The sequence below is a fragment of the Pseudomonas sp. PDM26 genome (assembly GCF_019219185.1).
GTDB lineage: Bacteria > Pseudomonadota > Gammaproteobacteria > Pseudomonadales > Pseudomonadaceae > Aquipseudomonas.
In genome coordinates, this window is sequence record NZ_JAHUWC010000002.1 from 361944 (window position 1) to 375219 (window position 13276).

At 55.3% G+C, this 13276-nt stretch carries 13 protein-coding genes and 1 pseudogene; 9 read left to right on the forward strand and 5 right to left on the reverse strand.

All coding sequences use genetic code 11. The annotated features are described in order from the left end of the window. Nucleotides 1–21: 21 nt before the first annotated feature. The 5 genes and pseudogenes from nirD to KW849_RS05615 form a co-directional block, all read right to left on the reverse strand. Entirely contained in the window at nucleotides 22–408 is a 387-nt protein-coding gene (gene nirD / locus KW849_RS05595) for a nitrite reductase small subunit NirD (protein ID WP_218428454.1), read from the reverse strand. Next, nucleotides 408–2969: a nitrite reductase large subunit NirB gene (gene nirB, locus KW849_RS05600; RefSeq protein ID WP_218428457.1), complete on the reverse strand. Its 2562-nt coding sequence runs from the start codon at nucleotides 2967–2969 to the stop codon at nucleotides 408–410. The genes nirD and nirB overlap by 1 nt, the downstream gene beginning before the upstream one ends. Nucleotides 2970–3769: 800 nt before the next feature. Continuing rightward, nucleotides 3770–4111: a DUF190 domain-containing protein gene (locus KW849_RS05605; RefSeq protein ID WP_218428459.1), complete on the reverse strand. Its 342-nt coding sequence runs from the start codon at nucleotides 4109–4111 to the stop codon at nucleotides 3770–3772. Between the two features lie 14 nt (nucleotides 4112–4125). Then, nucleotides 4126–4509, reverse strand: a pseudogene (gene crcB, locus KW849_RS05610) (fluoride efflux transporter CrcB). Nucleotides 4510–4573: 64 nt separating this feature from the next. After that, nucleotides 4574–6004, reverse strand: coding sequence for a PLP-dependent aminotransferase family protein (locus tag KW849_RS05615; RefSeq protein WP_218428461.1), 1431 nt, complete (start codon nucleotides 6002–6004; stop codon nucleotides 4574–4576). 112 nt (nucleotides 6005–6116) lie between these two features. Here KW849_RS05615 and KW849_RS05620 point away from each other — a divergent pair, with 112 nt between their 5' ends. The 9 genes from KW849_RS05620 to KW849_RS05660 all read left to right on the forward strand — a co-directional run bounded on the left by KW849_RS05620 (nucleotide 6117) and on the right by KW849_RS05660 (nucleotide 13102). Continuing rightward, a complete protein-coding gene (locus tag KW849_RS05620; protein ID WP_218428463.1) occupies nucleotides 6117–6734 on the forward strand; it encodes a nitroreductase family protein in 618 nt (205 codons plus the stop codon). Between the two features lie 34 nt (nucleotides 6735–6768). Further along, the gene (locus KW849_RS05625; RefSeq protein ID WP_218428465.1) at nucleotides 6769–7314 is read left to right on the forward strand and encodes a carboxymuconolactone decarboxylase family protein; all 546 of its coding nucleotides are present in this window, start codon (nucleotides 6769–6771) and stop codon (nucleotides 7312–7314) included. 483 nt (nucleotides 7315–7797) lie between these two features. Next, entirely contained in the window at nucleotides 7798–8478 is a 681-nt protein-coding gene (locus tag KW849_RS05630) for a DUF3313 domain-containing protein (RefSeq protein ID WP_218428467.1), read from the forward strand. Nucleotides 8479–8590: 112 nt separating this feature from the next. Continuing rightward, nucleotides 8591–9055, forward strand: a complete 465-nt coding sequence (locus KW849_RS05635; RefSeq protein ID WP_371319111.1) for a hypothetical protein — start codon at nucleotides 8591–8593, stop codon at nucleotides 9053–9055. A gap of 665 nt (nucleotides 9056–9720) precedes the next feature. Continuing rightward, complete coding sequence (locus tag KW849_RS05640) at nucleotides 9721–10542, forward strand: transcriptional regulator (protein WP_218428469.1); 822 nt, start codon at nucleotides 9721–9723, stop codon at nucleotides 10540–10542. Next, nucleotides 10539–11021 carry a hypothetical protein gene (locus tag KW849_RS05645; protein WP_108215758.1) on the forward strand — a complete coding sequence of 161 codons (483 nt, stop codon included), beginning with the start codon at nucleotides 10539–10541 and terminating at the stop codon, nucleotides 11019–11021. The genes KW849_RS05640 and KW849_RS05645 overlap by 4 nt, the downstream gene beginning before the upstream one ends. A 192-nt stretch (nucleotides 11022–11213) precedes the next feature. Continuing rightward, nucleotides 11214–11504 (forward strand): hypothetical protein, encoded by a 291-nt coding sequence (locus KW849_RS05650; protein WP_218428738.1) that lies wholly within the window; start codon nucleotides 11214–11216, stop codon nucleotides 11502–11504. A gap of 178 nt (nucleotides 11505–11682) precedes the next feature. Beyond that, entirely contained in the window at nucleotides 11683–12015 is a 333-nt protein-coding gene (locus tag KW849_RS05655; RefSeq protein ID WP_218428471.1) for a hypothetical protein, read from the forward strand. A gap of 121 nt (nucleotides 12016–12136) precedes the next feature. Next, nucleotides 12137–13102: a helix-turn-helix domain-containing protein gene (locus KW849_RS05660; RefSeq protein ID WP_218428474.1), complete on the forward strand. Its 966-nt coding sequence runs from the start codon at nucleotides 12137–12139 to the stop codon at nucleotides 13100–13102. The last annotated feature ends 174 nt before the right edge of the window (nucleotides 13103–13276 follow it).

A 13276-nucleotide genomic window follows, 5' to 3' on the forward strand; every position in this document is an offset into this window, starting at 1 on the left:
ACCCCCGCGAAATCCATGGGGTCAGGCCACTGCGACCTCCACCAGGCCTGCGTTCAGCCGCACCGGCCAGACTCGCAGGCGCTGCTGTGGATACTCCAGACAACTGCCGTCCTCAAGACGGAAATGCTGTTTGTAGAGTGGCGAGGCAATCACCAGGTCGCCCTTGATGCTGCCGATCAGTCCTCGACCAATGACATTCGCCCCGGATTGCGGGTCATGATTATCGATGGCATAGAGGCTCTTGCCTTCGGCATCCGGCAGGTAGAACAGCGCCACCTGTGCACTGTCGAGCCAGACCACGACGCCGGAGTTGCTCACCAGGTCCTCCTGGCTGCACACCGCTTGCCAGGCTTGGGGATTGACCAGGGAGGAACTGGAATAGGCTCGCAGGGTATCGGACTGGCTCATCAGACAATCTCCTCAATGACAGGGATAAGGTGGAGTTCAGAGGCCATGATCGGCCGGCGCTGACCGCGTTCCTGGACAAAGTGGATGTCCGGGTCCGGGCGTTGATCGTTGACGAAGGTGCGGAAGCGCTTAAGTTTTTCCGGGTCTTTCAGGGCGTTGGCCCATTCGCATTCGTAGCGGTTGACCACCAGTTGCATCTGCGATTCGAGTTCCGCGCCAAGCCCCAGGCTGTCGTTGATGACCACGTCCTTGAGGTAATCCAGGCCGCCCTCCAGGCTCTCGCGCCAGACCGAGGTGCGCTGCAACTTGTCGGCGGTGCGGATGTAGAACATCAGGAAGCGGTCGATGTAGCGAATCAGGGTTTCATCATCCAGGTCGGTAGCGAACAGCTCGGCGTGGCGCGGGCGCATGCCGCCGTTACCGGCCACGTAGAGGTTCCAGCCTTTCTCGGTGGCAATCACGCCCACGTCCTTGCTCTGCGCCTCGGCGCACTCACGGGTGCAACCGGAGACCGCGAACTTGAGCTTGTGCGGCGAACGCAGCCCCTTGTAGCGATCCTCGAGGGTCAGGGCCATTTTCACGCTGTCCTGCACGCCGTAACGGCACCAGGTGCTGCCCACGCAAGACTTCACCGTGCGGGTCGATTTGCCATAGGCATGCCCGGTTTCGAAACCGGCCTCGATCAACTCGGCCCAGATATCCGGCAACTGATGCAACTGAGCGCCGAACAGGTCGATGCGCTGCCCGCCGGTGATTTTGGTGTAGAGGTCGTATTTCTTCGCCACCACGCCAATCGCAATCAGTTTGTCGGCTGTGATCTCGCCCCCGGCGATGCGCGGCACCACCGAATAGGTGCCGTTTTTCTGCATGTTGGCCATGAAGGTGTCGTTGGTGTCCTGCAACGGCACCAGCGACGTGTCCATGATCGGCTGGTTCCAGCACGAGGCGAGGATCGAGCCCACCGCCGGTTTGCACACGTCGCAACCGGTGTGGCCACGGCCATGCTTGGCCAACAGTTCATCGAAGGTGATCACGCCCTCTACCCGTACCAGCGCATAGAGCTCCTGGCGGGTGTAGGCAAAGTGTTCGCACAGGCTCTTGTCGACACTGACGCCACGGGCAATCAGCTCATGCTCGAACACCTGCTTGAGCAGACCGGCGCAACCGCCGCAGCCGGTACAGGCCTTGGTCTGCGACTTGAGCTGGCCCAGCTCGGTGCAGCCGCCGTCGATGGCCGAACAGATGGAGCCCTTGGTGACGTTGTGACAGGAGCACACCGTGGCCGACTCGGGCAGCGCACCCGGGCCCAGGGTCGGCGCGCCTTCGGAGGACGGCAGAATCAGGCTGGCGGGCTCTGTCGGCAAGACAATGGCGTTCTGCATGTATTGCAGCAAGGTGTCGTAGTAGCTGTTGTCACCGACCAGAACTGCACCGAGGACGTGTTTGCCACTTGCATCCACCACCAGGCGGCGATAGCTGGCGCTGGTTTCGTCGATGAATTGATAGCTGCGCGCGCCCGGGGTATTGCCGTGGGCGTCGCCGATGGAACCGACATCCACCCCCAGCAGCTTGAGCTTGGTCGACATGTCCGCACCGGTGAACGGCTCGGCGACTTCGTGGCACAGACGGGCCGCGACGCTGCGCGCCATCTGGTAACCCGGCGCGACCAGGCCGAACAGGCTGCCGTTCCATGAAGCGCACTCACCGATGGCGTAGATATTCGGGTCGCAACTGAGGCACGTGTCGTCGATCACTACGCCACCGCGCGGACCGATCTCCAGCGCGCATTGACGAGCCAGCGCGTCTTGAGCGCGGATACCGGCGGAAAATACGATCAGGTCGGTTTCGAGGAATTCGTCATTGGCGAAATTCATGCGATAGCGGTACTGCTCGCCCGCGCTGATCGATTGAGTGGCGCGGGACAGGTGTACACCGACGCCCAATCGTTCGATCTGTGCCTTGAGTGCCTGGCCACCGAGGTCATCGAGTTGTACCGGCATCAAGCGCGGCGCGAATTCCACCACGTGGGCTTCAAGACCCAGGCTCTTCAACGCGTTCGCGGCTTCCAGACCCAGCAAGCCACCGCCGACCACCACGCCGCGCCGGGCATTGGCCGCTGCCGCCCGAATGGCATCGAGGTCTTCCAGGGTGCGATAGACCAGACGCGATTCACCTTCGGCGCCTTCGATTGGTGGAACAAACGGATAAGACCCGGTGGCCAGAACCAATTTGTCATACGTGACGCAACCTTGCGAGGTGACCACCTGGCGACGGACGCGGTCGATCTCCAGTACCGGCACACCCAGATGCAGCGTAACGCCGGGCGTCTGGTAAAGCGACGCATCGGACAGCGCCAGCGACTCGGCATCGCGACCGGAGAAGTACTCGGACAGATGCACACGGTCATAGGCACGCATCGGCTCCTCACTGAAGACGTGCAGCCGGTAATGGTCAAGCGCTCCCCGCTCGATCAACTGTTCGACACAATGATGTCCGACCATGCCATTACCGATCACGATCAGCGTTTGCATCTTGTTCAACGTGGCAACATTGGAATTCATAGAAAGCACCCAGCCCGAGCCAATCACGGTTTTAAAAGCAAAAAAAAACGCCTGAAACCTTGCGGTTCCAGGCGTCTTTGCCTGTTCTTTTGCGGTGTTGAAACCAGACGTCTATGCCTGATCCACCGATGCTGCCCACGACCTGTCCGGCCAATCGATCGTCGTTGACCGAGGGGGCTGTCCACACGAATGCGCTCCAGGTGGACCTGATGTCAGCCTTGCAGCCTTTGTGCCAGTGAGCAGCAAAGAGACTTCAACTATCTGGAAACACTGACTCTTGAGCCGGAGGGGATTGTCACGGCGACTGCTGTCCAGGCGCGTTTCGGCAAGTGTCAGCCGATTTCCAGGGAAGGTGAATGGTCAGGGCAACCATTCGAGACGCTGGAGCAACCGCAGGCGAAAGCGCTTTGCGGCGCATCTGACTGGTGCACGTTGTTACGCATAGCGCTTTATAAAAGTGCATGTACGGTTCGATTCCACAGCTCGCTGGAACTCAAGTCCACTTCAGGCAACGGGTCATCTCGACGCCTGGCGTTGTCGTCATCACGTCCTCGGAGAACAGCCATCTGCCGAGCGTTGATGAGGCCGCGGCCGGACCTCCCTTCTCCGAGTCCCGTCTCGAATCAATCGAGACTAGAACCCAGACCGGAACAGCGCGAGAGGAGCTGCTCACACCGCCAGAAACGAGTAGCGCGCGATGCGACCTTTAAAGTTTTGAAAAGCTGCGACCTGCCCCCTCACAGGAATACAGGTAGTCAATCAGATCATTACTGACTTGGCAGTAATCGATGCTTCATGATTCAAGGCTGGTGATTGGGCTGGTTGGCCTGTCTACCGACGGCTCCGAATTCAATCGGGGTCTTTATGTAAAACAAGGAGATATCTTCGACATCAAGTCGCTCAAACAGGCGAACGAACTCCTCTTCGGTAATTGCCAGGTGGATTTCGGTAGGCTGATCGGCCAGCTCAAAAAAATGCGAGGAATGCAGTTTCCCTGAATGCCCGAAGCCTTCGATACCCGTTGCCAAGGTGGCACCGCGCAAGCCCATCTCTTTGGCCAGATCGACGAGCCATTCACCCAGCATTTTTCCGCGATGTCGACGGTTCTGTTGGGTAAAGAAAATCACCAAAAAGCCTTTCATGACTCATCACCTCTCTAGCGTGTGCCAATCAATTGAAACGAAACAAGCCCTGCAACGGTCATCGCCAGTGAGCCTGCCACGTGTAGCAAAATGGCGCCAATTGCCCAAAGAAGCCTGCCTTCCTGAATCAAGGTGACAGTTTCGGCCGAGAATGTAGAAAAGGTCGTCAGGCCCCCACAGAAGCCGGTGATGATCATAAGTCGCCATTCAGGACTCAGTGATGGCGTTGCAGCCAGGAAGGCAATCGCAAAACCGATGATGTATCCCCCGATCATGTTGGCGATCAGGGTTCCTGGCGGAACAGTCGGGAACAGGGCATTGAGTTTGATGCCCAGTAGCCAGCATCACCAGGCCCCGAGGGATGCGCCAATAGCGATAACGAGTAGTGACTTCAGCATAGCTGTCCGCCTCCTCGCGGCATGAGCAGGCGGGAAAACTCTAACTGGAGTTTCCTTCCTGCACTTACGTCAAGCCTGGAACACTTGGTTCGCAATATCGCCCGATGATCTCGAATAACCGATGGCACGATGTAGCGAGGTAAGGTTCAGGCGCTGTGGCAACCCCGAGCAACAGGCCAGAGGAGCTCCCGGACGGAGTCGCGAACCATGCTGACAAAGGCGATGGGGCCATGCCAAAGGTCATCGCTTCCCGAACGATTTGCACGTCGGGTGTGCCGTCGGGGAGTCTGAGAAGCACAGCCAGGCCTGCCTTGACCCACTCTACATCGTGCATTCGTAACTGCTCGCATAACGCGTCACGCTGGGCAACATACAGTCGCTTGAGCCGACGGACACGCCGAATGTAGTGGCCTTCGCGCATAAATTGAGCCGTGGCGAGTTGAATGACGGGGGAAGGCGCGGGGGCAAGCGTCGTCGCCACCTCGGAGAACACAGTAACCAGTTCGGTTGGCGCCACAACAAATCCAAGTCGCAGCCCCGGGCTCACAGTCTTGCTGAAAGAACCTATGTGGATAACCCGTTTTCCCTCGTCCAAAGACGCCAAGGCAGGGGCCGCCCTGCCTTCCAGTTGCAGCTCGCTGAGGTAGTCATCTTCGATGATCCAGGCGTTGCTGGAGACCGCCCATTCCAGCAGTTGAAGCCGTCGCCTCAATGACAGAGTCGAGCCCAAGGGTGCTTGTTGACCGGGCGTCAGGACGGCTAACGCGGCGTCCGCGGCCTTCTCGATTCCGTAGTCCACATTGAGGCCTTCGGCATCCACCGGAATCGGAATGACATTCAAACGGGCGAGTTCCAAGCCCTTGCGGGTAAGAAAGAAACCAGGCTCTTCCATCCAGACCTTCTTACCCTCCAAACCTAAGACGCGCAGTGCGAGCCCCAAGCCGGCGCTGTATCCCGAAGTGATGAACACCTGCTCAGGGAAGCAGTGGAGGTTTCTGGCGATGGAGAGATAGCCGGCGATCTCTCGGCGCAGCTCCAATTCCCCTCGAGGATCGGGATAGATCAGTGACGAGAAAGATCCCGCTTTTAACAGATTGGACGAGCGCGCACGTGTGAAAAGCTTTTCCAGGCCATCAAACGCTGGAATGCCGAGTTGAAAGATCGCGGGTCCAGTGTTCACCCGCTCATAGGCGCTCATAAAAGCACCAGGCTCCGGTGGTTCCGGTTGAGCCGCCAGTGCACGGGGACGCGGCGCTACACGTGTGCCCTTTGCTCCGAATGTTTCGATCATTTGGGCGTCGGCTAGTCGTTCATACGCCGTTTGGACGGTCCCGCGCGCCACACCAAGGTGCGCGGCGAGATCCTGCCACGAAGGCAATCGAGTACCTGGTGTGAGCAGGCCTGACTCTATTGCCCTGCTGATACTCATACGAATTTGTTCTGACAGGGACAGCTTTGCTGTGCGGTCGAGCTGAATGTGCAGGTCTGAATTCATGTTCTTGGTACACACAAATGTAGGGGATCTTGGTTCTTTTATTCGTACCATCGACGGTACAAGATTTAAAGACCAAGACGGAGCAACTTACCCCTCAAACATAGGAACCATCATGACCAACGCCGTCATCGAATGTATCGTGAGTCGCAGCGCCGCCAAGTACTACGACCCTGCCGCCACTTTGAGCGACGACCAAATCCGTGAGTTGGTGCGAATCGGCACCACCGCACCAACATCCTTCCATATACAGAACTGGCGTTTCATCGCGGTACGTACGCCTGAAGCCAAAGCCCGGTTGAGTCCTATCGCCTGGAGTCAGCCCCCGATCACTGAAGCAGCCGTTACCTTCATCATCTGCGGCCAACTGGCCGATTCCAGCGTAATACCCGAACGCCTTGCACCGCTGGTGGAAGCGGGCGTAATGCCGGCCACGATGGTGCCGGATTGGGAACTCCCTGCACGCGATTTGTATTTAGAGCACCCACAGCGCCAGCGCGACGAGGCAGTACGCACGGGCACCTTCGGTGCATCGGCGATCATCTATGCCGCCCGCTCGCTAGGCCTGGGTTCGACGCCGATGATCGGTTTCGATGCCGAAGCGGTGGCCCGCGAGTTCGCACTGGCTGAAAACGAAGTGCCGGTCATGTTGTTGTCCATAGGCGCGGAGCGTCCGGGAAACTGGGCTCAGAAGCCGCGCCGTCCGCTGTCAGATGTATTGGATCTCGTTTAATCGTTAATAAACGCAGTAACTTACGGAGACTATGATGCCTAGAAGTGCAGTTCTAACGCCGGAACAAGTGCCGGCCGATTCAAAACCGACGCTCGATGCATTCACCAAGAACATCGGGTTCACTCCAAATATGATGATGACCTTCGCGCAGAGTCCAATCGCGTTCAACTCATGGGCCACTCTGCTCGGTTCCTTGAGCAAAGCGCTCGATGTGAAGACGCGTGACAGTATCGGCCTCGCCGTCTCCGAAGCGAATGGCTGCAACTACTGCCTGACGGTTCACAGCTTTACGGCCGAACATATGGCCAAGCTGCCGGCCGATGAAATCATTCTCGCTCGCAAGGGCCATGCCCCCGACCCGAAGCGCGACGCTGCCCTCCAGTTCTCGCACAAAGTCATCGAGACTCGCGGAAAGGTCAGTGACGCTGATCTGAAAGCCGTCCGCGATGCGGGATACACCGATGCGAATATCATGGAGATTGTCGCGTTGGTGGCCATGTACTCCCTGACGAACTTTTTCAATAACGTGTTCGATCCCGAGAAGGACTTCCCTGCCGTTACGCCGGCCGGCTCGATCTGAGCTCTCTGCGCTCGTATCGACCATCTCCCAAGAGGTGTCATCTGATTCGAGCATTACGCCAAAGCCCGGATGCCCCCAGGAAAGAGTGTTGGGAAAGCGTCCAGGCTTTTTTGTATGTACTCTGGACCTTTCCCCAACGTCTATATTGGGTCGTGTGCAGCCGGTCGTCGCTGCGGCATGTCATTGGTCAAGCCACATGCAAACAGGTGGTCAATACGAATGCGAATGCCTGGTCAGTGGCAATGCAATTCGGTGGTCAAGCCAGTGCAATTTCCCATCGTGCGTTTAACAGTTTTTGAGAGTTATTGATTCGGATTATCCAGCCGCTACTGGCAGCATTCAGCCCGCATTGACCGGCGTGCAAGCACCTGCTTTGCGTAACCGGCTGGCGAGTACCAGTGCCCGAATACGTGGCGCCCAGACCAATGCCTGGAGCCAGCTCGGAACCCGAATGACAACTTTCATCACTTGAGAACCAAATACATGGGCATGTCGAATAAATGGATTGCGGGTTTAGCTTTGAGTTGTGTATTTCAGGTCGGCTGTGTCTCGAAAGTGGCGCAGCAAGAGCAATACTCGGGCTTCCTGGGCAACTACCAGGGCCTGGAGGAGCAAACTACGCCGAGTGAGCAGAAGGTATTGCGCTGGGTATCGCCGGGGTTCGATCCTCGCGCGTACTCCACGGTGGTGTTCCGGCAGATGGAGCTGTATCCAGCGCCGCAGTCGACCGCGCGCGTCAGCCTGAAGACGCTGCAAGACCTGCAATTGATGGCCAGCAACAGCGTCAAGACCGCCTTTGCCCAGCGCTACACGATCGTCCCCTATGCACAGTTGGTACCGAGCGATTCGCGATCGCTGATCCTGCAAGCGGCGATCACTCACGTCAGCGCCAACAACGAAGGCATGCACTGGTATGAGGCCGTTCCAATCGGGGCCATTGTCGGGGCGACGCAAGCCGCCACCGGGCATCGCGATCAGACTGCCGAGATGTACATCGAAGCCAACCTGATCGACGCCAAAACCGGTATGCCGGTCGCGAAGATCGTTCGCAAGGTATTCGGCGAGACCATCAAGAATGCCGAACAGCCGATTGTTGCCAAGGACTTCAAGATTGCGCTCAAAGGCATGACCGACGATATGCAGGCCCTCCTCCTCAAGCGTTGACGCTCAGGCAAACCCCATCGCAAGCAAACCTGCATGGGGTTTCAATGTGATACTTTGCCGTGTTTTCCCTCTGACAAACCGTTAACCGTACCGACGCCTGACGTGAGACTCAATGATGAAAATACTGGCCCATAACGTAGCGCTCGTTACGATGTTGCTGAGCACCAGCGCCCTGGCTGCGACCGTGGTTCCCCTCAAAGGTCAGACCTCCCAGACCATCCAGCAGGACACCAGTGCCTGCCAGTCCCAGGCCAACGCGCAACATCCGGTACAAAGCACCGTGCCATCCGGTGGTCGGGTAAAGGGCGCCGCAACCGCCGCGGTAGCCGGGGCCACCGCGGCAGAAATTCGCGGTCGCCAACATGAAAACCTCTATGACCAGATCGACAACGATACCAAGCAAGATTATCGCCAGAACCGCGCACACAGTGCCGCAGCTGCCGGCGCCGTCGTGGGGGCTTCCAGGCAACGCCAGGAGCGGCGGCAGAATCTGAGTGCGAGCGAACAAAGCATCACCGCCAACAACTCCGTCTACAGCAGCTGCCTGCAACAACGTGGCTACGACGTCTTGCCTTGATCGGCGACGACAATGGCCTGAAGTGTTTGTGTATGTGTTTCCCGGGATTGCGTGAAGAACCAAAAAAAAGCCCCGGGCCCTTCATGAAAGGACTCGGGGCAAAGCCGTAGAACGAGAGGTGAGGATCGTTTACGCCGCGACAAACAAACCCTGTACGCGATGTGCGTCAACGCTCCTCGAGATCCATTTAAATCGGTAAAAGCCCTGGTTCAAAGCTAATAAGAATCAAAAATAATCTTTCACAAACCTGGCGCACAAAAACACAATCATTGATTTGTATCCTGATAGTTCAGGCTGAAATAGAAGCCTGTCGCAACAGCGAGGTTAGTTCATTCAGGCGTAGCTCCGCGCAAACCCACCTGCCCGAGCTTGCAGTTTTCGGATAGCGCAGATAATCCATTCCAAGCATTATTCACGGTGTCCAAATCAAAAACCGTGGGTCATCCAGCAATGCTTTTCCTTTGTTTGATTGAACTGATACCTCTGACAGGCCGGGCTGTTTGCCACACGGCACGCCTCTGAAACGAGCCAGTCCAGCATTGTAGATATGACACACAGTGCACCTTCCGCCTGGCCCTCATCTTCGTTCACCTCGCAGACCAGAATGCACCGAGCCAAATCCGGCCCCTATACTCAGGCCAGTACCGCCTGAACGGAAGATTTCTATGAGCTTCACCTTCAAGTTGAAAAATGGCGCCGTGGCGGTATTCGACCCGGACAGCGCCATGCTTTCCATTACAACACCCCATGGAGATGTACAAAATTCCACGTTAGGTAGAGCTGAGTCGCGTCTGTTGGACCTGCTGCTCACGGAGCCAGGTGTCACTAAAAGCCGCGATGAAATCATCGACTACACCTGGAATGACCGCGTGGTTGCCTCCGGCAGTTTGAACCAAACGGTTTTCTCGCTACGCAATATTCTCAATGACAGTCGGGATCACGAGATCCTGATGACTGTTCCTCGACGCGGATACTGCTTCAACCGGCACTGTGTAGTCGATGCAGCAGCAGATGTACCAGCACCCTCAGAGCAAACAGAGCAGCCACCCGCCCCCATCCCTGGACAACTACCGCCACCTGGTAGTGATGGGCTGCTTGCACCCTCAGGTAAAACCAATAAATCCACTCGCATTACAAAGGCCCAGCTGATCGCTTATATGGTTACGCTGGCAATCGTTGCCTTTACTATTTTTCAATTCGACTTCGACGCGCGAAGAATTGAAATTTCCAGCGTCGACAAGAATGGACTGGTCATACACGCCGTGGGCAGCGATCTTGCCGAGGCGCAAGCGCTTATGGATCTGTCGGTCAAACAAACTGAACAGCTACCGCCTAACCTGAAAGGCCAGGTCTGGATCAACCTGTATAAAGCCAATTATTCCGTTTCGTGCATTCGCCCGGATCTAAGCACTGCAAATCTGCAATTGAACAGCAGCGAAAGAGACCTCGCCTTGATGATTCGCCAATGTCTGGAAGTCACCTTATGAAGTTCGGAATTCCGCAAGCCGTTCACTGGCCCCTTATAGGCTTGATCAATGCACTGTGTATTTTCTCTTTTGTCTATTCACCTTCGCACTACATGGAAAATACCAGTTACCAGACAAAGTCCCGACAATGGCTGGAGGATCTCAATCAACTCAACACCGAAGAGTACCTCACTATCGGGCATGGTCGACTCACGGGGACTACGCTTGAAAGCCTGAATGGGAAAATCCGCAACGCGACCATCTCGGCGAATATAATCGGAGAAAACAATACACACGTCGAGATAAAAGTCAGCAATATCAAACTCAGCCAGGACAATGAACTTTTTGCCATTGAAAAGACCCCTGACCTGTTTTTCAGACGTCAATATGTCTTGCAAGAAGGCGCTATTCTAAACTACGAATTGATCCCGACCCAGGATAAAAACGCCGTGTGTTTTTACATCCATGAGCTTGGCCGCTTGCGCTGCATGAACCATTAATCGGGCTCCCGCAGCGACTCGACGCCCGCCTGGCACAGCTTCACATCAAAGAATTTTCAAACAAAAATAATACTTATTGATTTGAATCAAACGCCTCTCCTGCCAAAAATCCCTCGCTGATAATCCTTGGAGTCGAGCCTGCTTGATTCTCGTCCGGGACAATGCCCTATACAGGAGAATCAAGTGAAAGCCATGCATTTCCTGCGACCCCATCATTCGACGACTTTCGGATTTCTGGCGGTAGTATTTTTGTCTGCCATGCCACTTTATTCGTTAGCTCACGACGAGCACTCCGTCGAAAGCACGACCATTGAATATTATGAAATTGAAACAAGCCCGGATGATCGCCAGAAACTATCGCATCTGAAAATCCATAGTGAGAATGAGTATCACACGGACGATCAGGACAGTGATTTTCCTCTCTCCACCCCACCACAAGGTGATACCGGCACGAGTTACGCCAGTTCGCTCATATTACTCTGACGTGTAGGGTGTAACCCGGTGCAAGCAGTGTTTTGACCATTCTGACGACCTCATAAATATGAGTTATTGACTTTGGCAGACTCCATCGGGGTGAGATTATTTTCAGGCCAGGTCGTGGCAGAGATGCAGCTGACATACTGCTCTGCCTGAATAAACTGTTCATAAGGAAATCGCCTCGATGCTACTGAAAAACTTCGTCACCGTGTCGTTTGGTTTATTGCTTTCTCTCAAGGCCATGGCCGACGACAAAGGTGTCTACAGTACCAAATTGACGAGTGTTGAAACCAACAAGAAGGTCCCAAGTGCAGTGAAAACCAGCTATCAGGTAAAAACCGGTTATCGTATTGACGACTTTTACGCCTTTACAGCTGCAGCCATTGACCCGATGAAACCCCAATCGCAGATCTTCAGTTCGAAAATTGACCCGCGCAACGTTCAACACATGGACGATTCACCGTTGGGCAGCAAGTATGCATTTTCGGCGGAGCTGGAACTGATCCGGGGACTCTGACAACCCGTTCAAAGCCAATGGGGGCGATCTCACCGGCAGCAAGGACGCCGAATCGCGTACCTTCTCCATGACTGCCCGTCAGGCTTGACCCTAATCATTTAACAGATGAGCCTTCAATTTCATGAGTATCGCACCGCCCGACGAGATCTTTCATTTGTCTTCTGCCTTGCCGAGCCAACTGAATAGAACAATAGGCAAATGGGAAATGAGCCTTATTCCGACCGAGCAAGAGGCGTGCATTCGGCAACATAAGCTCTTTCACAGTCCCGAACTCCAATGCAGCCGTCTTGAGTTCGACTCATCCGTCACCCTGGTCAGTTCTGTCCCTGCCGGATTCGTGACATTCGCCATCTCGCAACCTCCGATTGGTCGTCCCGTCGTAAACAATCACAAACTACGGCCTGACGAAATCATCGTACTGCACAGCGATGAATCGGTGCATTACACCTGCGAACCGAATGAAACACTTTTCAGCATAACCACAACACTGGAAAACTATGACCGGTGCCGCCAACATCACGCTGTCATAGATATACTTGCCAACAGAACACAACACAGCTTCCAGGCTGAAAACTTTCAATTCATACAATCGGCCGTTCAAGCCATCAGCGCTTGCTGTGTCGACATCAACGACTCTGATTCATCACAGCGCAGCGCAGCAGAGGGTTCAGCGATTGAACGTGCAGTGCTTGCTGCTCTATTGCAGTCGTTGACACCCGCTGGCGGCTTCAGCCGCAAAGTCCCGACAAGAAGAAAGGTGGCGATAGAAGCCATACAGTACATTCATGAAAACACAAAAAAAACGCTCTCTATAAAATCGCTGGTAAGGCAACTCGATACCACCACTCGCACCCTGCATTTTGGCTTTATTGAAACGTTCGGGATGTCGCCAATCGCCTATATCAGAAACCTGAGACTCGCCAGTGCCCGCCGCGACCTGATTAATAAAACGTGGCCCACCGTAACAGAAACCGCGATGTTCTGGAATTTCCACCATCTGGGTCGATTTTCCAAGGCGTATCAGATTGCTTACGGAGAGACTCCGTCAGAAACGGCCAGGCGCAACTCCGCCAAGCCCTGCAAATGATGATTAATAATTTCCTTTGATTAACCATAGGGACCCACCATTGCTTATTTGCCCACTCAAGGAAATAGGCATGCATCATCGAATAAACACACTTCCGCTCAAGCAGAAAATCGCACTGTGCATTGCCGTCTATGCAAGTGGCATCTTATTGGCCTGGGTAATTGACTGGTACTG